This is a genomic window from Streptomyces sp. NPDC004658, from assembly GCF_040609555.1.
Taxonomy (GTDB): domain Bacteria; phylum Actinomycetota; class Actinomycetes; order Streptomycetales; family Streptomycetaceae; genus Streptomyces.
On the sequence record NZ_JBEXKG010000031.1, the window covers coordinates 1 to 19,282 of the forward strand.

Sequence of the window (19,282 nt, forward strand, 5' to 3'; positions counted from 1 at the left end):
GTCGCCGCGGGACGGCTTCGACGCGGTGCGCGACCGGTCGGCCGGTCGGGCCGGCCCAGGCCAGGCCCGTACGCAGGACCCCGACCCCCGGCCGGCCGGACGCCACAGACCCGGCCCCAGGGCCGGCCCAGGCCAGATCCGTGCGCAGGGACCCCCCGCCGACCGCCCGCCACGGGCCCCGCCCCGGGGCGGCCCAGGCCAGGCCCGTACGCAGGACCCCGGCCCCCGGCCGGCCGGACGCCATAAGCGCGGCTCGGGGCCGGATCAGGTCAGGTCCGTGCGCAGCACCACCCGGCGGCCCCGCAGCTCTCCGTTCTCCAGCCGCGCGTGTGCCTCGGCGGCGGCGGTCAGCGGGAGTACCTCGATGCTTCTGGGGTGCAGGAGGCCCTGCCGCAGCAGGTCGTTGACGGCGGTCGCGGCGGCGGCGAGTTCGACGGTCGTGGCGTGGGAGATGGCGAAGCCCACGACGGAGTTGTCGTTCATGTACAGCGGTCCGGCGGGCAGCACGGGCCGGGTACCGGCGCCGGCGAGCAGCACCACCCGGCCGCGGCGGGCGAGCAGACCGACCGAGGTCTCCAGGTCGTTCACGCCCGCCGTGTCCACGTAGACGTCGATGCCGGCCGGCGCCGCCCGGCGGATCGTCCCGGGCAGGTCCGGGTCGCGGTAGTCGAACACCTCGGCCGCACCCGTCTCGGCGCAGTACCCGGCGTCCCGTGCGGCGGCCGTGGCGAGGACCCGGGCCCCCGCCCGCGCCGCGAACGTCACGAGGGCGCTGCCGACGTTGCCCGCGGCGCCCGCCACCAGCACGGTCTCGCCGAGGCGGAGGCGGCCGTGGACGAACAGGGCGAGATACGCGGTGGCGGCCGGATGGAGCGCGGCCACGGCGAGGTCGGGGTCGACGCCGTCGGGCAGGGGGTAGAGCCGGTCGGCCGCCACCACCGCCTGCTCGGCGGCCGCCCCCTGCCGCCCCTCGTGCCCGAGGCTGTTGCACCACACGCGGTCACCGGCACGGAAGCCGGTCGCGCCCGGTCCCGTCCCTGCGACCGTACCCACCAGGTCGCGGCCGATGACGAACGGGAAGTCCACGTCCGTTCGGAACACCCCCGAGCGGACGTAGGCGTCGACCGGGTCCACGGCGGTGGCGAGGACGTCCACCAGGACGTCGGCCGGGCCGGGGCGGGGCGCGGGCAGCTCGCCGTACCGGATGACGTCCGGGGGACCCAGCTCCTGGATGTACGCGGCACGCATGGCATCCCATGCTGCCACCGGGGGCCGGACCGCGCGCGGGCGCCGCTCGGGCCGGCCACCCCCTCTTTCTTGACCGGTCGTTTCAGATAGCCCTAGGCTCCCCCCATGGCCAGGACCAAGGAATTCGATCCCGACGCGGCCCTCCAGTCGGCCCTGGAGCTGTTCTGGCGGCGCGGCTACGAGGCGACGTCGATGACCGACCTGGTGGAGCACCTGGGCATCGGCAAGGCCAGCCTGTACGCCACCTTCGGCAGCAAGCACGAGCTGTACCTGCGCGCGCTGGACCGGTACGGGCAGGTCCAGGACCCGCTCCTGACGCACGAGCTGTCCCGGCCCGGCCCGGTGCTGCCGGCCGTGCGCGCGCTGGTCCGGCGGTTCGCCGCCGAGGCCACCGCCGAGGCCACCCGGGAGCAGGGCTGCCTGGTCACCAACACGGCGGTCGAACTGGCCCCGCACGACCGGGAGGCGGCCCACCGGGTGGAGCGCAGCTGGGACACCGTCGAGACCCTGCTGCACTCCGCCCTCGTCCGCGCCCGGGCGGGGGGCGAGCTGGCCGGGGACCGGGACCCGCTGGCGCTCGCGCGCATGCTGCTGGTCCTGCTCCAGGGCCTGCGGGTGGTCGGAAAGGCCTCGGCGGACCCGGCCAGGGTCAGGGACGCCGCCGAGCAGGCCCTGGCCCTGCTGGACTGAGCCGCGCCCTCACGGGTCCGGCCGTTTTCGCACACCTCATACTGAACCGTTCGGTCAAGAAAAGGGGACCTCACCATGACGCACCGCTTCTCCGGCCGGACCGCCCTCGTCACCGGCGCCGGCTCCGGCATCGGCCGCGGGGTGGCCCGCGCCCTGGCCCGCGAGGGCGCCCAGGTCGTCGTCGCCGGGCGGCGCAGGGACCCGCTGGACGAGACCGTCTCGCTGATCGAGGCCGAGGGCGGCAAGTCGCTCGCCGTCACCGCCGACGTCTCCCGCGCGGAGGACCTGCAGACCTTGGTGGACGCCGCCGTGGACCGGTTCGGCTCGCTGGACGTCGCGGTGAACAGCGCCGGTGTGCTGGAGGGCCGGGGCCGGTCCGTGGGCGACCTGGCCGAGGAGGACTGGCGCCGGATGCTCGACGTCAACGTCACCGGCGTCTTCCTCGCCCTCCAGGCCGAGATCGCGCGGATGCGCACCCAGCCGGACGGCGGCGCCATCGTGAACATCGCCTCCCGGATCGGCGTGCACAGCCGGGTGCCCGGCACCGCCGGCTACGCCGTCAGCAAGGCGGCCGTCTCCGTCCTCACCCGCGCCGCCGCCCTGGACCACATCGCCGACGGCGTCCGCATCAACGCCGTCAGCCCCGGCCCCACCGCCACCGACATGTCGTTCCGGCAGGGGGAGACCGAGGCCGGCCGGGCCGCGCGCATGCGCACCGAGGTGCCGCTCGGCCGGGTCTCCACCGTCGAGGAGGTGGCCGCCGCCGTGCTGTACCTGGCCTCGGACGACGCGGCCTCGGTGGTCGGCGCCGACCTGGTGGTCGACGGCGGCTCCACGGCCTGAGCCCCGGCTCCCGTCAGTCGATCCCGGACCGCTCCACCCCGGCCACGATCCACCGCTGGAAGCACAGGAACACCAGCAGCAACGGCAGGACCGACACGGCCGCCGCGACGAACAGCTCGTGCAGCCGCACCACTTGGGCGGTCGTGAACGAGGACAGGGCGACCTGCACCGTCCAGGCGTTCCGGTCCTGCCCGATCACCAGCGGCCACAGGAAGGAGTTCCACGCGCCGAGGAACACGATGGCCCCGACGGCGGCGAACACCGGCCGGGCGTTGGGCACGACGACGCGCCAGTACGTCCGCCAGTAGCCGAGCCCGTCCACCTGTGCCGCGTCCTCCAGCTCCCGGGGGAAGCCGAGGAAGTACTGCCGGAAGACGAAGCAGGCGAAGGCCGGGAACAGGGTCGGGACGATCAGCCCGCGCAGCGTGGAGATCCAGCCCAGTGACGACACCAGCACGAAGCTGGGCACGAAGGTGACGGCCGCCGGGACCAGCAGGGTGCCCAGGATGCCGTAGAACACCTTGTTCGCGTGCCGGTAGGGGATGCGGGCGAGGCCGTAGCCCGCGAGGGAGGCGAGGAGCAGGGTGCCCACGGTGGTGGCGACCGCGATCAGCGCCGAGTTGAGCAGGGACCGGGCGAAGGGCACGGACGGATCGCCGAACAGCTCACCGACGTTGTCCCACCGCACCTCCCGGGGGAAGAAGGTCCACTCGGGGGAGGTGATGTCCTTGTCACTGGCCAGCCCGTTGCGCACGAGCAGGTAGAAGGGGATCAGGAAGAGCAGGGCGAGCGCGGTCAGCAGGGCAAGCCGCAGCGCACGCCCGGCCCGCACCAGGGCGTCATCCATCGCCGTCCGTCCTTCCCAGTCGCAGCCAGCGCGCCTGTCCCACCGTGACGACGGCGACGACCAGCGCGAGGATCACCGCGCCCGCGCTGCCCAGCCCGAGGTTCTGCCCCTGCCCGAGGGCGGTGTAGTACAGGTAGACCAACGGCGGCCGGGCGTACGGCGGATAGCCCCGGGCGTCGGACAGCAGGTTGTAGAACTCGTCGAAGGCCTGGAAGGCGTTGACGGCGAGCAGCAGCACCACCGCGACCGAGGTGGCCCGCAGCTGGGGCAGGGTGATGTGCCGCAGGACCGTCCAGCCGGGCCGGGCCCCGTCCACGGCCGCCGCCTCGTACAGCGCCGGGTCGATCCGCTGGAGTCCGGCGAGGAACAGGATCATGTAGAACCCGGCCTGGAGCCACAGCCGTACGGTGACGACGACCAGCCAGTACCAGGGCGGGTCGGTGGTGGACAGCCAGGCGACGGGATCGCCGCCGAACCAGCCCAGCACGGTGTTGGCCAGCCCGAACCGCACCCCGTTGAAGAGCGACATCTTCCAGATCAGCGCGGCCACGACATAACTGCAGGCGGCCGGCAGGAAGAACACGGACCGGAAGAAGGCCTGGGCGCGCCGAAGGCGGTTGACCATGAGGGCGAGGGACAGGGAGCACACGTAGGTGACGGGCACGATGAAGGCGGTGAAGACGACGAAGGTCCTCAGACTGTCGACGAAGGCCCGGTCCCGCAGCATGGCCGTGTAGTTGTCCAGCCCGACGAAGTGCGTGGGCGTGACCGTGTTGTGCGCGTCGAAGAAGCTGAGCGCCACGCTCCACAGCAGCGGGACGTACGTGAACAGCGCGAGCCCGAGCGCGAACGGCCCGACGAACACCCAGAACCAGAGGGCTCTGTTGCGCCTCACGACGTCTTCTTCACGCGGTCGAGTTCGGCCGACACCTTCCGTACGACCGCCCGCAGTTCCCGTTCCGGACTCGCACCGTTGTTGATGATCCGGCTGAGCGCGTCCTGGTAGGCGGTCTGACTCGCCGGGGTCCACAGCAGCGGCTGTGCGTAGCCGTGGTCGGTGGTGAAGCGGACGGCGTCGGCGGCGGGCCCGTCCTTGAGCGCGGTGGCCTTCCGGGCGAGGGAGATCCGGGCGGGGATGTGGAACCCGTACGACAGCGCGAAGTCCTCCTGGTAGTCGGTGCGTTCGACCCACAGCCACTTCACGTACTCCTTGGCCAGCTCCTTGTGCCGGCTGCGGGCGCTGACGGCGGCGCCGTACGCGCCGACGGGCACGGAGGGCCGCCCCTGGCTCCCGTCCCGCGGGAAGGGGAGCACCCCGAAGTCGTCACCGAGTTCCTTGTGCACCTGCGGCAGCGCCCACAGGCCCGACCACTGCATCGCGGTCAGCCCCTGGAGGAAGGCGGACGGGTCGGACCAGTCGCTGGGCGCGCCGAGGAGGAGGGACCCGTCGGCGTGGAGCCGGTGCAGCTTGCCGAGGGTGCGGGCGGCGGCGGGATCGTCGAAGCCGACCTTGCCGTCCTCGCTCACGAGTTGGAGTCCGGCCGCGTACAGGGGGGTTCCGCCGAGCACCCCCGCTCCCCCGTCGTTGCCCAGGAACAGCCCCTTCGTCGTGCTGCCGGTGAGCGCGCGGGCGGCGTCCACGAGGGCGTCGAGGGTGGCGGGCGGCTCGACGCCGGCGTCCTCCAGCAGGCTCTTGCGGTAGTAGAGCATCTGCATGTCGATGACCTGCGGGATGCCGTAGACCCTCCCCCGGTACGTCTTGGGTCCGAGCACGGCCGGATTGAAGTCGTCCTTCACCGGGTCCACCAGCTCGGTGAGATCGAGAACCTGGCCGCCCTGGATCTGGTCGAGGGTGGGCCCGTTGACCTCGAACACATCCGGCCCGGAGTCGGTGAGCAGCGCGGCGGCGGTCTGCTGGTCGTAGTTCCCCGGCCGCCACTGCACGGTGACGCGGGCTTTCGTGAACGCGGCGGCGTAGCGCTGGACGGCCCGTTCGGTACCGGGCTCGCCGTACTGGTGGTACCACTGCGCCAGCGACGTACCCGAACTCCCCCCACCGCGCCCGGTGTTGGAACCGCATGCCGCGAGCAGTCCGGCGCCCAGCGCCGCGGCCAGCAGGTCCCTGCGACTGAAACTCCCCATCGGTGCCCCCAGACGTCCGTCATCGATGCACGGCTCAACGATCAACGATGCGGGCCGATTACGAAAGGGCGGTTGCGGCCGTGTGTCAGGCGGGGAGCCAGCGGATCCGCAGGACCCGCTCGTCGCAGTGCACGATCTCCAGTTCACGCTCCGGGCGGTCCCCCCGGGGGTAGGAGAGGGCCAGACGGCGGTCGCCGACGAGGCGCCAGCGGCCGGGCACGGCATCGGGTGCGTCACCGCGGCCCACCGGGTGGTTGACGAAGACACCGTCCGGGGCGAACTCCATGCCGCCGCGGCCACGGGCCGGCGGGAAGGGGTGGTCTTCGGGCCGGTAGACGGTGACGCCCTCGGTGTCCTCCTCGAAGGAGTGCACCCAGGAGCGGAACAGGCTCGGGGGAAGCGCACCCATGATCAACCCACCTCTCTGCCCCGCCCTTATCGCCCTATCAATTATCACAAATTGCCCGATTTGCCATGTTGTGTCTAGTGTAGAAGAAGCCACTCAGCGGGTGACCGCTTCCCCGCTTGACAGCGATCCTCTGCAGGCGTTTCCAGAAGGCAGCAAGCCATGTCCAACGCAGAGTCGTACCTCCGCGCCACTTCAGCCGAGTACAGCCGCTGGTGCGGGGCGATGGAGGTACACCGCAGACTCCTCGACCGGAACCCGGAGTACGCCGGGAACCGCGTGACCATCGAGAACACCGCGTTCGCCTACGAACAGGCGCAGCAGACGACGGCACGGCAGGGCGTCATCGACATCCCCGTCGTCGTGCACGTGGTGTTCAACACCCCTGAGCAGAACATCGGCGACGCTCAGATCCAGAGCCAGATCGACGTTCTCAACAAGGACTACCGGGCCGCCAACCCGGATGTCAGCCGGGTGCCGGACGTGTGGAAGGACCTCGTCGCCGACACCCGCGTCGAGTTCCACCTCGCCAGGACCGACTCCCTCGGGCGTCCCACCAACGGCATCACCCGCACCGAGACACCCCACCGTGACTTCGACACGGACGACATGGTCAAGTTCTCGCTCAGCGGGGGCATGGACGCCTGGCCGGCCAACACCTACCTCAACATCTGGGTGTGCCAACTGCGCCGCGGTCTGCTCGGGTACGCCCAGTTCCCGGGCGGTGCCGCCTCCACCGACGGAGTCGTCATCACCTACTCCGCCTTCGGCACCACCGGCACGGCCACCGCTCCGTTCAACGGCGGGCGCACCGCCACGCACGAGATCGGGCACTGGCTCAACCTGCGGCACATCTGGGGCGACGACGACGAGGGCTGCAGCGGCAGCGACTTCGTGGCCGACACGCCCAACCAGGCCGGCCCCAACCTCGGTTCGCCGGCGTTCCCCCACGTGACGTGCGGCAACGCGCCCAACGGCGACATGTTCATGAACTACATGGACTACACCGACGACGCGGCCATGTTCATGTTCACCAAGGGCCAGGCCGCCCGCATGGACGCGGCCCTGGACCACGCCCGCCTGCCCCTGACCCGGCAGGCCGTCCTGGTCTGACCTCACCACACCTCCCACACACCGGAGCCGCCGCCCACCGGTGAGGGTCGGGGACGGACGGCGACTCCGGGGTCCGCGAGGCATCAGCGCCGACCGGCCTCCCGACCACCGGCTGAGTCAGCTGGTGCCAGCGCGCCCTCCAGAAGGGGGAGCAGACGGTCCCAGTGGCGCCGCAGTGCGGCGGGGTCGAAGGCGTCGGTGTCGGACATGGTGAACCCGTGGACGGTGCCGGGGTAGATCTCGGAGGTGTAGTCCGCCTTCGCGGCATCCAGGGCCCGGTTGAGTTCGCCCAGCGCTTCGGGCGTCAGGTCGCTTGCGGCATGACCGAAGTGAATCCGGGCGCTGACGGCGGCGAGGGCACCCGGCCCGGCCGCGCCCACGGGGCCGTGGAACGCGGCGAGTGCGGCCACCCGGCCGGGGTGGGCCGCGGCGGTGCGCGTCGCCAGGAGTCCGCCTATGCAGTAGCCGGTCACGGCGACCGGTCCGGCGGCGACCTCCGGCTGGGCGGTGAGGAACCCGAGGTAGGCGTCGGCGTCACGCAGCGCGCGTTCGGCGGTGTGCGCCTCGATCAACGGCATCAGCTGGGCCATGAGCGCGGGCCGGACCTCTTCTGCGATGTGCGCGGGAAGGTCGATCAGCGGTGCCGGGCCGTGCCGGTAGAGGAAGTGGGGGACCAGCACGTAGTACCCGTGCCCGGCCAGTTCGCGGGCCATCTCCCGCACCACGGGCCGGATCCCGAAGCCGTCCGCGTACATCAGCACCCCCGGGTGCCGCTCGCCACGGTCGGGGAAGGCGGCGAAGGCGTCGGCCTGGCCGTCCGCGGTGGGAATCCGCAGCGTCTTGGTGGGCATGAACTCTCCTGTCGTGGTCGATGTGTCGAGCCTGTGATCAACACGACGGAGGCGGAGCGCGCGCGGCAGCGGCGGATCCTCGATCGAACAGCGGGCCCGCACCGGCCCGCACGGCGCTCAGAGGAGCACCGGGTCACCTGTCCGTGTGTGGCGCGAGGCCGTCCCGGTATTCATGACCGCGAGCATAGCCCACCGGGCAAACGGCAGCGCAGAGTGGATCGCGGGGGCGTTTCCATTACCGCCCGCACAGCTTTCGCTAATTGCGCTCTGCTCCGGGAGGAGCCAACCGGCATGTCTGCAAATTGACCGATCCACTTTGGACCGCATTCATCATTGAATCGTGCGCGAAAAATATAAAATCCTGCCGACTTGCGATCAGGATTGCGGAGTGCTGCTCTGGAAATAGGCAGGGGGTAAAGGGCTGAATGATCCGGGCCCGAATGGGTGGCGTTCACCCGCTATCGGAGGTTCACGATGACACAGGTCTCTTCTGCCCGCATTCCCCTGCGCCAGATCATGGCCGTGCTCTTGACGGCCGCCCTGACGCTCTCCCTCTCGGTGGTGCTCACCGTCACCTCGTCGAAAGAAGCGGCCGCCTCGTGCTCCGCCAGCCGGTTCAGCGGAACGTGGCGCTCGTCCGACGCGAGGCTGAAGCGTATCGACCTGTGGCAGGGAGAGGACTGCCACCTGTACGCCAAGGCCTGGTCCGTATGCGAGAACGACTCGTCGCATATCTGCAGCTGGGGAACCAGGAGAACGGGCGACAGTCCCGAGCCGAACTTCCAGTTCGTCGGATACAACTGGAGCAACGCCGATGAGGTGCTGCAGCTGCGGATGCGGGACACGTCTCACATCTCGGTGTGGGACAGCACCGACTACCACAACGGCCAGAAGGTCAGCTTCACGGTCATGATGTACAAGAGCGGCTGAGCCCGCGAAGGGCAGCAACTCCGCCCGCGCCGCTGCCGGACGAGACCCCCTGCCAAGACAGGTGGGGCCTCGCACAGAGGGGCGACACCCCCCGCACCGGGATGTCGCCCCTCCTCTTTCGTGCGCCGGAGCCGTCGCCGATCGGTGAGGGTCGGGGACCAGCGGCGGCTCCGGGGACCGGGGTGGGTCAGCGGTGGTCGCTGCCCGCCGACTGCGTGGCCGCGCGGCCGGCCTCCAGGCGGGCGACCGGGATGCGGAACGGGGAGCAGGAGACGTAGTCCAGGCCGGCCTCGTGGAAGAAGTGGACCGACTCCGGGTCGCCGCCGTGCTCGCCGCAGACGCCGAGCTTGAGGTCGGGGCGGGTCCGACGGCCCGCTTCGGCCGCCGCCTTCACCAGGGAGCCGACGCCGTCCTTGTCGATCGTCTCGAAGGGGCTGACGCCGAAGATGCCCTTCTCCAGGTACGCCGTGAAGAACGAGGCCTCCACGTCGTCCCGGCTGAAGCCCCACACCGTCTGCGTCAGGTCGTTCGTGCCGAAGGAGAAGAACTCCGCGGCCTCGGCGATCTGGCCCGCCGTCAGCGCGGCGCGCGGCAGCTCGATCATCGTGCCGATCGCCAGCTTGAGCTTCGTACCGGTCGCCGCCTCGACCTCGGCGACGACCTGGTCCGCCTCCTCGCGGACGATCTCCAGCTCCTGGACGGTGCCGACGAGCGGGATCATGATCTCCGCGCGCGGGTCGCCCTTGGCCGCCTTGCGCTCGGCCGCCGCTTCCGCGATGGCGCGCACCTGCATGGTGAACAGGCCGGGGATGACCAGGCCCAGGCGTACGCCGCGCAGGCCCAGCATCGGGTTCTGCTCGTGCAGGCGGTGCACGGCCTGGAGCAGGCGCAGCTCGTTCTCGTGCGGTTCCTGGCGGGACTCGGCCAGGGCCACGCGGACGGAGAGTTCCGTGATGTCCGGGAGGAACTCGTGCAGCGGCGGGTCCAGGAGACGGATCGTCACCGGGAGGCCGTCCATCGCCTCGAAGAGTTCGACGAAGTCCTTCTTCTGCAGGGGCAGCAGGGCCTTCAGGGACGCCTCGCGCTCCTCCTCGGTGTCGGCCAGGATGAGGCGTTCGACCAGCTCACGGCGGTCGCCGAGGAACATGTGCTCCGTACGGCACAGGCCGATGCCCTGGGCGCCGAAGCGACGCGCGCGCAGCGCGTCCTCGGCGTTGTCCGCGTTGGCGCGCACCCGCAGGCGGCGCTTGCGGTCGGCGAAGGCCATCATGCGGTGGACCGCCTCGACCAGCTCGTCGGCGTCGTCGGCGCCCGGGTGCATGCGGCCCTCGAAGTACTCCACGACCGGGGAGGGCACGACCGGGACCTCGCCCAGGTAGACCTTGCCGGTCGAGCCGTCGATGGAGATCAGGTCGCCCTCCTCCACCACGTGTCCGCCGGGGACCGTCATGCGGCGGCGCTTGGTGTCGACCTCCAGCTCCTCCGCGCCGCAGACACAGGTCTTGCCCATGCCGCGGGCGACGACGGCCGCGTGGGAGGTCTTGCCGCCGCGCGAGGTCAGGATGCCCTCGGCCGCGATCATGCCGTCCAGGTCGTCGGGGTTGGTCTCCCGGCGGACCAGGATGACCTTCTCGCCCGAGCGGGACCACTTGACCGCCGTGTACGAGTCGAAGACCGCCTTGCCGACCGCCGCGCCCGGCGAGGCCGCGATGCCACGGGCGACCTGCTCGACCTTCGCCTGCTCGTCGAAGCGCGGGAACATCAGCTGCGCGAGCTGGGCGCCGGTGACGCGCTGGAGCGCCTCCGTCTCGTCGATGAGGCCCTGGTCCACCAGCTGGGTGGCGATGCGGAAGGCCGCGCCCGCCGTGCGCTTGCCGACGCGCGTCTGGAGCATCCAGAGCTGGCCGCGCTCGATGGTGAACTCGATGTCGCAGAGATCCTTGTAGTGGTTCTCCAGGGTCTCCATGATCTGCATGAGCTGGTCGTACGACTTCTTGTCGATCTGCTCCAGCTCGGCGAGCGGCACGGTGTTGCGGATGCCCGCGACCACGTCCTCGCCCTGGGCGTTCTGCAGGTAGTCCCCGTAGACGCCCTGGTGGCCGGAGGCGGGGTCGCGGGTGAAGGCGACACCGGTGCCGGAGTCGGGGCCGAGGTTGCCGAAGACCATGGAGCAGACGTTGACGGCCGTGCCGAGGTCGTGCGGGATGCGCTCCTGACGGCGGTAGAGCTTGGCGCGGTCGCCGTTCCAGGAGTCGAAGACCGCCTTGATGGCGAGGTCCATCTGCTCGCGCGGGTCCTGCGGGAAGTCCCGGCCGGCCTCCTTCTTGACGATCTTCTTGAAGGTGGTGACCAGCTTCTTCAGGTCCGCGGCCTCCAGGTCGGTGTCGACCGTGACCTTCTTGGCCGCCTTCGCCTTGTCCAGGGCCTCCTCGAAGAGGTCGCCGTCGACGCCGAGGACGGTCTTGCCGAACATCTGGATGAGGCGGCGGTAGGAGTCCCAGGCGAACCGCTCGTCGCCGGCCTGGGCCGCCAGGCCCTGCACGGACGTGTCCGACAGGCCGATGTTCAGGACCGTGTCCATCATGCCGGGCATGGAGAACTTGGCGCCGGAGCGGACGGAGACCAGCAGCGGGTCGTCGGCCTGGCCGAGCTTCTTGCCCATCTTCGCTTCGAGGGCCTCGAGGTGCGCACTCACCTCGTCACGGAGTGCCGCGGGCTCCTCGCCGCTCTCCAGGTAGACCTTGCAGGCCTCCGTGGTGATCGTGAAGCCGGGGGGGACGGGGAGACCCAGGTTGGTCATCTCGGCGAGATTGGCACCCTTGCCGCCGAGCAGGTCCTTGAGGTCCTTGTTGCCCTCGGTGAAGTCGTAAACGAACTTCGCTGCCTGGGGTTCTTTGTTTTCCGACACGGGTCTCGACTCCTTGAGGCCACGGTGGCTGCCCTGATGGCGAGGAACATACCCAGATCGAAGGTGCCTGGGTACGTCCACTTGCGCGTCATGCGCCTGTAACCACTCGTCCGCCAGCGGATCGAAAGTCAAGGCTTGGCAAGCGAAGCCGGCCGTATGTTTTCACTTCTTGAAGACGGAAGGGTTCACAGGCGCTGTTTTGTGCTCAGATGAGCGGGCCGCGGCACGACTGATTTCGATCGATGAACGATCAAGGGGTGGCACCGAGTGCCACCCCTTGAGGAAGTGCAGTCGTGCTTGATCCGCTCATCTGAGCGCAACCCTTATCAAGGGTGGCGAGAATCACGCTGCCACAGACCGCCTGGTTTCACCATGCGGACCGCTCCGCGGACACCGGTCGGAGACGGAAACACCCCCGTCACACACCCATCTCCGACAGCCGCTCCTCGACCCGGTCCGGGGCGTAGAGGTGCTCCACCACCAGCGCGCCGGCGCCTATCAGCCCCGCCCGCTCCCCGAGCCGCGAGGTGACGACGTCCAGGTGGGCCGTGGAGCGGGGCAGCGCCCGCTGGTAGAGCAGCTCGCGCACGCCCGTCAGGAAGGGCGTGCCGGCCAGGTCGCCCGCGATCATCAGTACGCCCGGGTTGAGCAGGGTCACGACCGTCGCCAGGACGTCCCCGACCTGCCGCCCGGCCTCCCGGGCCAGCGCGGCGGCCTCCGGGTGCCCGGCGGCCAGCAGGTCCCGCACGTCCGAGCCGGAGGCGGCCGGCACCCCGGACGCGGCCAGCCGCCGGGCCACGGCACCCCCGCTCGCGACCGCCGCGAGACAGCCGTACGAACCGCACCGGCACAGCGCGTCGGCGCCGACTCGGATGTGCCCGATGTCGCCCGCGCCGCCGTCGACGCCCCGGTAGATCGAGCCGCCCACGACCACCCCGGCGCCGATGCCCGTGGAGACCTTGACCAGCACGAAGGCCGTGCAGTCGGGATACCCGCTGCGCTGTTCGCCGTACGCCATGAGGTTGGCGTCGTTGTCGACCAGGACCGGGACCGCGGGGGCCCCGGTGCGGTCGGTGAGGGCGCGGGAGAGGCGGCCCCGGATGTCGTAGCCGTCCCAGCCCGGCATGATCGGCGGCTGGACCACCCGGCCGGTCTCGCTGTCCACCGGACCCGGCACCGCCAGCCCGATCCCGCACACCTCCTCGGCGCCGTGCCCGGCCTTGGTCAGCAGCTCGGCGAACCAGTGGCCCAGCTCGCCCAGGACGGCGTCGGGACCGTCCTCGACCAGCAGGGTCCCGGCGTGCTCGGCGAGGATCTCGCCGGTCAGGGTGAGGACGGCCGCGCGGGCGTGCCGGGTGTCCAGGTCGGCGGCGAGGACCACCGCGTGGGAGTCGTCGAACTCCAGGGTGATGGAGGGGCGCCCGCCGAGCGGCGAGTCGACCGGGCCGCCGGCGCCCTCGCGCAGCCAGCCCGCCCGGAAGAGCCGGTCCAGGCGCTGGCCGACGGTGGCCCGGGACAGGCCGGTGGCCTGCTGGAGCGCGCCGCGGGTCACGGCCCGTCCGCTGCGCACCAGTTCGAGCAGATCGCCGGCACCCGCCTGGCTTCCGCTCTTGCCGGTCCTCCCCGGACGTCCGGTCATGCGCACCCCCTTGTGCTTCTCCACTTTGCCTTACATATTGAGTTTTGCATGTTAAATAGACGTAACCCTAGGGTGGCCGGAGCCGAACCGCGTCGGCCGGACGTTTTCGGGGAGCCCCGAGTGGATCGCACCGCCCAGCTCACTGCCCGCCTGGACCCGTACGGGACGGCACCCGGTCCACCGCCCTCCGCCGCCCCGGCCGCGCGGACGTCCCTGGCCCTGCGGGCCGCCCGGGTGCTGGAGGCGAACTGGACCGGCGCGTCGACGGTGCCCTCGCGCGACCTGTATCCGCACCAATGGTCCTGGGACTCCGCGTTCATCGCCATCGGGCTGCGGCACGTCTCGCCGCAGCGGGCCCAGACGGAGCTGGAGACGCTGCTCGCCGCCCAGTGGGCCGACGGCCGCGTCCCGCACATCGTCTTCAACCCCTCCGTACCGCTCGACGCGTACTTCCCCAGCCCCGATTTCTGGCGCTCCTCCACCGCCGGGCGCACGGCGGGCGCCCCGCGCACGGTACAGACCTCCGGCATCGTGCAGCCACCGGTGCACGCCCTGGCCGCCTGGCTGGTGCACCGCGCCGACCCCGGGCTGTCCCGGGCCCGCGGCTTCCTGGCCCGGCTCCACCCGCGGCTGGCCGCCTGGCACCGGTACCTGCTGCACCGCCGGGACCTGGGCGGCGCCGGGCTGGCGTCCGTGGTCCACCCCTGGGAGCAGGGCATGGACAACAGCCCCTGCTGGGACGCCCCGCTCGTCCGGATCACCCCGGCCCCCGCCCGCTCCTTCCGCCGCGCCGACCTCGACCACGGCGCGGCCGAGGACCGGCCGACGGACCTGGACTACGGGCGGTACGTGCGGCTGGCCGCGGACTACCGGGACGCCGGGTACGCCGACGGGGGCGGGGAGTTCGCCGTGGAGGACCCGGCGTTCAACGCCCTCCTCATCGCCTCCGAGTACGCGCTCGCCCGGATCGCCGAGGAACTGGGCGCGACCGGCTCCGCCCGCCGTGCCCGCGCGCGGCGGCTGACGGCGACGCTGGTGGAGCGGCTGTGGGACGCGGAGGCGGGGATGTTCCTGTGCCGGGACCTGCGGGGCGGGAGCGCGGGCGGGGGCGCCCTCGCCGAACGCGGCGCCCACGGTTCCGGGCGCGACGCCTCCGCTTCCGGGCGCGGGGCCGCCGGGCCGGGCCCGGCCGCCGGGCGCCGTGCCTCCGCTCCGGGGTGCCGTTCCGACGGTTCCGCCCTCCTCCCCGAGCGCAGTGTCTCCGGGCTGGTGCCGCTGATCCTCCCCGGGCTCCCCCGCGACACCGCCACCGCCCTCGTCCGCACCCTGCGCGGGCCGCACTTCTCGGTCGGTGAGCGCACCCGGCTCGTGCCCAGCTACGACCTCCTCGGCGAGGCCTTCGACCCGCACCGCTACTGGCGCGGCCCGGCCTGGTTCAACACGAGCTGGCTGCTGGAGCGCGGGCTGCGCACGCACGGCGAGACGGCCGCGGCCGACGCCCTGCGCGGGGCGGTACTGGACCTCGCCGACGCCACCGATTTCGCGGAGTACGTCGACCCGTACACCGGCGAGCCCTGCGGAGCCACCGGCTTCAGCTGGACGGCGGCCCTCGCCCTCGACCTGTGCCACCGGCCACCCGCGCCCCACGAGCGTCAAAACCTGGACAAGAGCGCACAAAGAGTCGTACCCCCCACGGACACCGGAACGTTCGACAGCAGTGACAGAGGAGGGGACCGGGGATGACGGACCGGCATCATCTGCTCGTGCACGGCGCCACCTTCGCCGCCGTGGGCGACCGTGGCGACATCAGCGGGGTGCGGGGCGGCAACTCCCCGGACGGGTTGTTCGTCCGGGACGCCCGGCACCTCAGCCGCTGGCAGCTCACCCTCGACGGCGCGGTGCCCGAGGTGCTCACCCCGGTCAACGACGGGGACGAGGCCCACTGCGTGCTGGTCCCGCGCGGCGGCCGGCAGGAGCCCCCGGCGTACACCCTCTTCCGTGAGCAGGCCGTCGGGGACAGCTCGTTCGTCGAGTCCCTGAAGGTCACCAGCAACCGCCCGGTGCCCACCACCGCACGGCTCGCGCTCACCGTCGACGCCGACTTCACCGACCAGTTCGAACTCCGCTCCGACCACCGCACCTACGCCAAGACCGGCGCCCTGCGCTCCCGGGAAGTCCTCCCCGACGGCATCGAGTTCACCTACCGGCGCGCCGAATGGCGGTCCTGTACGACGATCACGGCCGACCCGGCCCCCGACGCCGTGGAGGAGACGGGCACCGGCGCCCGCCGCCTGGTGTGGACCCTCGACCTCGCACCCCACGGCACGACCGAGCTGCTGCTGCGCGTGATCGCCCGCCCGCACGGCGAGAAGCGCGCCCTGCGGGTGCCCCGCGACCCCGCCGCCGTACGCAACCAGCTCCTGGCGGAGGAGGCCCGGTTCATGGAGGGCGTGGCCTTCCCGACCGGCTGGCCGGAGCTGGCCGCCGCCTGCGCCCGGGGCCTCGCCGACCTCGCGGCGCTCCAGGTACCGGCCACCGGACCGGACGGCGAGGACCTGCGCGTACCGGCGGCCGGCGCCCCCTGGTTCCTCACCCTGCTCGGCCGCGACGCGCTCCTCACCTCCCTGTTCGTCCTGCCGTACCACCCCCGGTCGGCCGCCGCCACGCTCCTCGCGCTGGCCGCCACCCAGGCCACCGGCAGCGGCCGGTCCCCGGTCGCCCAGCCCGGCAAGATCGTGCACGAGGTACGCCACGGTGAGCTGGCCCACTTCGGCCAAGTGCCGTTCGCCCGCTACTACGGCTCGGTCGACGCCACCCCGCTCTTCCTGATCCTGCTCGGCGCGTACGTCGAGCAGACCGGGGACACGGAGCCGGCCCGGCGCCTGGAGCCGCACGCGCGGGCCGCCGTCGGCTGGATGCTCGACCACGGCGGCCTGACCTCGCGCGGCTACCTCGTCTACCGCGCCGACGAGGGCGGGCTCGCCAACCAGAACTGGAAGGACTCCCCCGGCGCGATCTGCTGCGCCGACGGCTCCCGGCCCTCCGGCGCGGTGATGGCGGCGGGCGCCCAGGGCTACGCGTACGACGCGCTGCGCCGCACGGCCGGGGTGGCGCGGACGGTGTGGGGCGACGAGACGTACGCCGCGCTGCTGGAACAGGCGGCGGCCGACCTCCGGGACCGTTTCCAGCGGGACTTCTGGATGCGGGAGCAGTCCTTTCCCGCGCTGGCGCTGGACGGGCAGGGCCGGCAGATCGACGCGCTGGCGTCCGACGCCGGGCACCTGCTGTGGTCGGGGCTGCTGGACAAGGAGTACGGCGAGGTGGTGGGCCGGCGGCTGCTGGAGCCGGACTTCTTCTCCGGCTGGGGCGTCCGCACGGTGGCCTCCGGCCAGGCCGCGTACCATCCGCTGTCCCATCACCGGGGGTCCGTCTGGCCCCACGACAACGCGCTGATCGCCCTGGGCCTGGCCCGGTACGGGCTGCATGACGAAGCCCGCACGGTCGCCCACGCCCTGATCGACGCGGCGACGGCGGGCGGGCACCGGTTGCCGGAGGTGCTGGCGGGGTACGGGCGGGCTCCGCACGGGTCGCCGGTGCCGTATCCGCACGCGTGCGGGCGGGGGGCCCGGTCGGCCGCCGCGCCGCTCGCACTGCTGACGGCGGTGGGGGGCGCCTAGGGGCGCCGGAGTGGTGCGGTGGTGGGGCGCGTGCTGGTGCGGGGGGTGTTCGCGCGGTTCCCCGCGTTCCTGCGGGGGCTGACGTGCCGTCGGCCGTGTTGACCAGGTGTTTGCCCGGCCGGCGTGAACAGTGCCTTCCCATGGGCCGTACCGGAGGGCATGAGCGCGCTCCAGTCTGCCTCCGCCGAGGACGTCGCCGAAGAGGTCACCGAACCCGCCGCACGCACGTTCCGCCGTCCCTGGACCGCATGGTCGGCATGGCGGAAGCGCTGGCGGGAAGGGCATCCGGAGGCCGCGCGGGCCCTGTCCGTCACCGTCACCGTGCTCGCCGCGGCCCTCGTCGTCGCGGCGCTGGTCATGCCCAACACGGTGGTACGGCTGGGTCCCGCGAAGTTCTTCCGCATACCCGCCGAGGCCGTCGTCGGCGCGGCCGTGCTGCTCGCGCTGCCGCGCCGGCCCCGGGTGGTGGTCGCGGCGGCGTCCGGGGTGCTGCTCGGGGCCATGACCGTGCTCAACGCGCTGGACATGGGGTTCAACCAGTACCTCGGCCGCGGCTTCAACGTCGTACTGGACTGGAGCCTGTTCGGCGACGCGGAGTCGTATCTGGAGGACTCCCTCGGGCGGACGGCCACCCTCGCCGCCGTGGCCGGACTGATCGTCGTCGTCCTGCTGCTCCTCGTCCTGCCGGCGCTGGCCATGGTGCGGCTGAGCAACCTCCTCGCCCGGCACCCCGGCACCGCCACCCGCGGCACCCTGGTCGCCGGGGTCGTCTGGATCACCTGCTCCTCGCTCGGGCTCCAGATAGCGGGCGTGCCGATCGCCTCCGACCGCACCGCGACCGCGCTGAAGGGCCAGGTCCGCCGGGTGTCGGCCACGCTGAAGGACGAGGCGGAGTTCCGGAAGGTGGCCCGGGTCGACGCGTTCGGGAACACGCCGGGCAGTGAGCTGGTCCCCGATCTGCGCGGCAAGGACGTGATCTTCACCTTCATCGAGAGCTACGGCCGCAGTGCGATCGAGGACCCGATCATGGCGCCCGGCGTGGACCGGACCCTCGACGCCCGCACCAAGGCGCTGGCCAAGGCGGGCTTCCACGCCAAGAGCGGCTGGCTGACCTCGGCGACGTACGGGGGCAGCAGCTGGCTCGGCCACTCCACCACCATGTCGGGCCTGTGGATCAGCAATCAGCAGCGCTACCGCACGGTGATGGCCAGCGACCACCTCAGCCTGACCGAGGCGTTCAAGAAGACCGGCGCGTTCGACACGGTGGGGGTCATGCCGGGCGTGCAGAAGGGGTGGCCGGAGCAGAAGTGGTACGGCCTGGACAAGGTCTACAACGCCTTCCAGCTCGGCTACCGGGGGCCGAAGTTCAGCTGGTCGACCATGCCCGACCAGTACGCGCTCCAGCAGTACCAGGAGCGGGTGCACAGCAGGCGGCCGGCCGACGGCAAGGCACGGATGTCCCTGCTCATCCTGACGTCGAGCCACCAGCCCTGGGCGCCCATCCCGAAGATGGTGGGCTGGGATCAGCTCGGTGACGGCTCGGTCTTCGAGGGCATCCAGGCGGCGGGGAACAAGCCGGCCGACATCATCGCCGACACCACCAGGTCCCGCGAGGAGTACGGCAAGTCGGTCCAGTACTCGGTGACCGCGCTGACCGAGTGGCTGGAGCGGTACGGCACCGAGGACACCGTGCTGGTCTTCCTCGGCGACCACCAGCCGATCGCCCGGGTCAGCGGGAACCACGCCAGCCGTGACGTGCCGGTGTCGATCGTCGCCAAGGACCCCAGGATGCTGGACAAGATCGCCGACTGGAACTGGACGGACGGGCTCCGCCCGGCCCACGACGCCCCGGTGTGGAAGATGAGCGCCTTCCGGGACCGCTTCCTGACGGCCTACGGCTCGACTCCCCACCCGAAGAAGAACTGACGCCCCTCCGGGTCGGGTGCCGGCCGGCCGACGCCGGGGCCCGGGGCGGAACCCCGGGGACG

Annotated in this window: 15 protein-coding genes; 7 read left to right on the plus strand and 8 right to left on the minus strand. The window is 71.8% G+C overall.

Annotated features, from left to right (window positions below; all coding sequences use genetic code 11):
- Positions 1 to 264: 264 nt before the first annotated feature.
- Positions 265 to 1,248 (minus strand): NADPH:quinone reductase, encoded by a 984-nt coding sequence (locus tag ABZV94_RS13910; protein WP_356340469.1) that lies wholly within the window; start codon positions 1,246 to 1,248, stop codon positions 265 to 267.
- A 105-nt stretch (positions 1,249 to 1,353) separates the two neighbouring features.
- On the opposite strand from ABZV94_RS13910, the gene ABZV94_RS13915 reads away from it, so the two are divergent.
- A complete protein-coding gene (locus tag ABZV94_RS13915) occupies positions 1,354 to 1,938 on the plus strand; it encodes a helix-turn-helix domain-containing protein (RefSeq protein WP_356340470.1) in 585 nt (194 codons plus the stop codon).
- Between the two features lie 75 nt (positions 1,939 to 2,013).
- The gene (locus ABZV94_RS13920) at positions 2,014 to 2,781 is read left to right on the plus strand and encodes a glucose 1-dehydrogenase (protein ID WP_356340472.1); all 768 of its coding nucleotides are present in this window, start codon (positions 2,014 to 2,016) and stop codon (positions 2,779 to 2,781) included.
- Between the two features lie 13 nt (positions 2,782 to 2,794).
- Here ABZV94_RS13920 and ABZV94_RS13925 read toward each other — a convergent pair whose 3' ends face one another.
- From ABZV94_RS13925 to ABZV94_RS13940, 4 genes are all read right to left on the minus strand, one after another.
- Positions 2,795 to 3,628 carry a carbohydrate ABC transporter permease gene (locus ABZV94_RS13925; RefSeq protein ID WP_356340473.1) on the minus strand — a complete coding sequence of 278 codons (834 nt, stop codon included), beginning with the start codon at positions 3,626 to 3,628 and terminating at the stop codon, positions 2,795 to 2,797.
- The gene (locus tag ABZV94_RS13930) at positions 3,621 to 4,523 is read right to left on the minus strand and encodes a sugar ABC transporter permease (RefSeq protein WP_356340474.1); all 903 of its coding nucleotides are present in this window, start codon (positions 4,521 to 4,523) and stop codon (positions 3,621 to 3,623) included. Before ABZV94_RS13930 ends, ABZV94_RS13925 begins: the two co-directional genes overlap by 8 nt.
- Positions 4,520 to 5,770 (minus strand): sugar ABC transporter substrate-binding protein, encoded by a 1,251-nt coding sequence (locus ABZV94_RS13935; RefSeq protein ID WP_356340476.1) that lies wholly within the window; start codon positions 5,768 to 5,770, stop codon positions 4,520 to 4,522. The genes ABZV94_RS13930 and ABZV94_RS13935 overlap by 4 nt, the downstream gene beginning before the upstream one ends.
- An 85-nt stretch (positions 5,771 to 5,855) precedes the next feature.
- Positions 5,856 to 6,179 carry a hypothetical protein gene (locus tag ABZV94_RS13940; RefSeq protein ID WP_356340477.1) on the minus strand — a complete coding sequence of 108 codons (324 nt, stop codon included), beginning with the start codon at positions 6,177 to 6,179 and terminating at the stop codon, positions 5,856 to 5,858.
- 159 nt (positions 6,180 to 6,338) lie between these two features.
- Here ABZV94_RS13940 and ABZV94_RS13945 point away from each other — a divergent pair, with 159 nt between their 5' ends.
- Positions 6,339 to 7,289 carry a zinc metalloprotease gene (locus ABZV94_RS13945; protein ID WP_356340478.1) on the plus strand — a complete coding sequence of 317 codons (951 nt, stop codon included), beginning with the start codon at positions 6,339 to 6,341 and terminating at the stop codon, positions 7,287 to 7,289.
- 83 nt (positions 7,290 to 7,372) lie between these two features.
- On the opposite strand, the gene ABZV94_RS13950 is transcribed toward ABZV94_RS13945, so the two are convergent.
- Entirely contained in the window at positions 7,373 to 8,140 is a 768-nt protein-coding gene (locus ABZV94_RS13950; RefSeq protein ID WP_356340480.1) for a dienelactone hydrolase family protein, read from the minus strand.
- Between the two features lie 474 nt (positions 8,141 to 8,614).
- Here ABZV94_RS13950 and ABZV94_RS13955 point away from each other — a divergent pair, with 474 nt between their 5' ends.
- Entirely contained in the window at positions 8,615 to 9,070 is a 456-nt protein-coding gene (locus ABZV94_RS13955) for a hypothetical protein (protein WP_356340481.1), read from the plus strand.
- 187 nt (positions 9,071 to 9,257) lie between these two features.
- Here the strand turns inward: ABZV94_RS13955 and ppdK are convergent, their stop codons facing one another.
- Both ppdK and ABZV94_RS13965 read right to left on the minus strand, forming a co-directional pair.
- Positions 9,258 to 11,978, minus strand: a complete 2,721-nt coding sequence (gene ppdK, locus ABZV94_RS13960; RefSeq protein ID WP_356340482.1) for a pyruvate, phosphate dikinase — start codon at positions 11,976 to 11,978, stop codon at positions 9,258 to 9,260.
- 418 nt (positions 11,979 to 12,396) lie between these two features.
- Positions 12,397 to 13,617, minus strand: coding sequence for an ROK family protein (locus tag ABZV94_RS13965; RefSeq protein ID WP_356340484.1), 1,221 nt, complete (start codon positions 13,615 to 13,617; stop codon positions 12,397 to 12,399).
- A 120-nt stretch (positions 13,618 to 13,737) separates the two neighbouring features.
- On the opposite strand from ABZV94_RS13965, the gene ABZV94_RS13970 reads away from it, so the two are divergent.
- The 3 genes from ABZV94_RS13970 (at position 13,738) to ABZV94_RS13980 (ending at position 19,220) form a co-directional block, all read left to right on the plus strand.
- On the plus strand, positions 13,738 to 15,360 hold the full coding sequence (locus ABZV94_RS13970; protein WP_356340485.1) for a hypothetical protein: 1,623 nt from the start codon (positions 13,738 to 13,740) through the stop codon (positions 15,358 to 15,360).
- The gene (locus ABZV94_RS13975) at positions 15,357 to 17,294 is read left to right on the plus strand and encodes a glycogen debranching N-terminal domain-containing protein (RefSeq protein ID WP_356340487.1); all 1,938 of its coding nucleotides are present in this window, start codon (positions 15,357 to 15,359) and stop codon (positions 17,292 to 17,294) included. Before ABZV94_RS13970 ends, ABZV94_RS13975 begins: the two co-directional genes overlap by 4 nt.
- 357 nt (positions 17,295 to 17,651) lie before the next feature.
- Entirely contained in the window at positions 17,652 to 19,220 is a 1,569-nt protein-coding gene (locus tag ABZV94_RS13980; protein ID WP_356340536.1) for a CDP-alcohol phosphatidyltransferase, read from the plus strand.
- The last annotated feature ends 62 nt before the right edge of the window (positions 19,221 to 19,282 follow it).

Excerpts from the sequence above, each read along its gene's own strand:
- ABZV94_RS13965 (WP_356340484.1), bottom strand. The coding sequence starts at position 13,617 with ATGACCGGACGTCCGGGGAGGACCGGCAAGAGCGGAAGCCAGGCGGGT.
- ABZV94_RS13940 (WP_356340477.1), bottom strand. The coding sequence starts at position 6,179 with ATGGGTGCGCTTCCCCCGAGCCTGTTCCGCTCCTGGGTGCACTCCTTC.
- ABZV94_RS13955 (WP_356340481.1), top strand. The coding sequence starts at position 8,615 with ATGACACAGGTCTCTTCTGCCCGCATTCCCCTGCGCCAGATCATGGCC.
- ABZV94_RS13935 (WP_356340476.1), bottom strand. The coding sequence starts at position 5,770 with ATGGGGAGTTTCAGTCGCAGGGACCTGCTGGCCGCGGCGCTGGGCGCC.
- ABZV94_RS13925 (WP_356340473.1), bottom strand. The coding sequence starts at position 3,628 with ATGGATGACGCCCTGGTGCGGGCCGGGCGTGCGCTGCGGCTTGCCCTG.
- ABZV94_RS13920 (WP_356340472.1), top strand. The coding sequence starts at position 2,014 with ATGACGCACCGCTTCTCCGGCCGGACCGCCCTCGTCACCGGCGCCGGC.
- ABZV94_RS13910 (WP_356340469.1), bottom strand. The coding sequence starts at position 1,248 with ATGCGTGCCGCGTACATCCAGGAGCTGGGTCCCCCGGACGTCATCCGG.
- ABZV94_RS13980 (WP_356340536.1), top strand. The coding sequence starts at position 17,652 with ATGCCCAACACGGTGGTACGGCTGGGTCCCGCGAAGTTCTTCCGCATA.
- ABZV94_RS13950 (WP_356340480.1), bottom strand. The coding sequence starts at position 8,140 with ATGCCCACCAAGACGCTGCGGATTCCCACCGCGGACGGCCAGGCCGAC.
- ABZV94_RS13945 (WP_356340478.1), top strand. The coding sequence starts at position 6,339 with ATGTCCAACGCAGAGTCGTACCTCCGCGCCACTTCAGCCGAGTACAGC.
- ABZV94_RS13915 (WP_356340470.1), top strand. The coding sequence starts at position 1,354 with ATGGCCAGGACCAAGGAATTCGATCCCGACGCGGCCCTCCAGTCGGCC.
- ABZV94_RS13975 (WP_356340487.1), top strand. The coding sequence starts at position 15,357 with ATGACGGACCGGCATCATCTGCTCGTGCACGGCGCCACCTTCGCCGCC.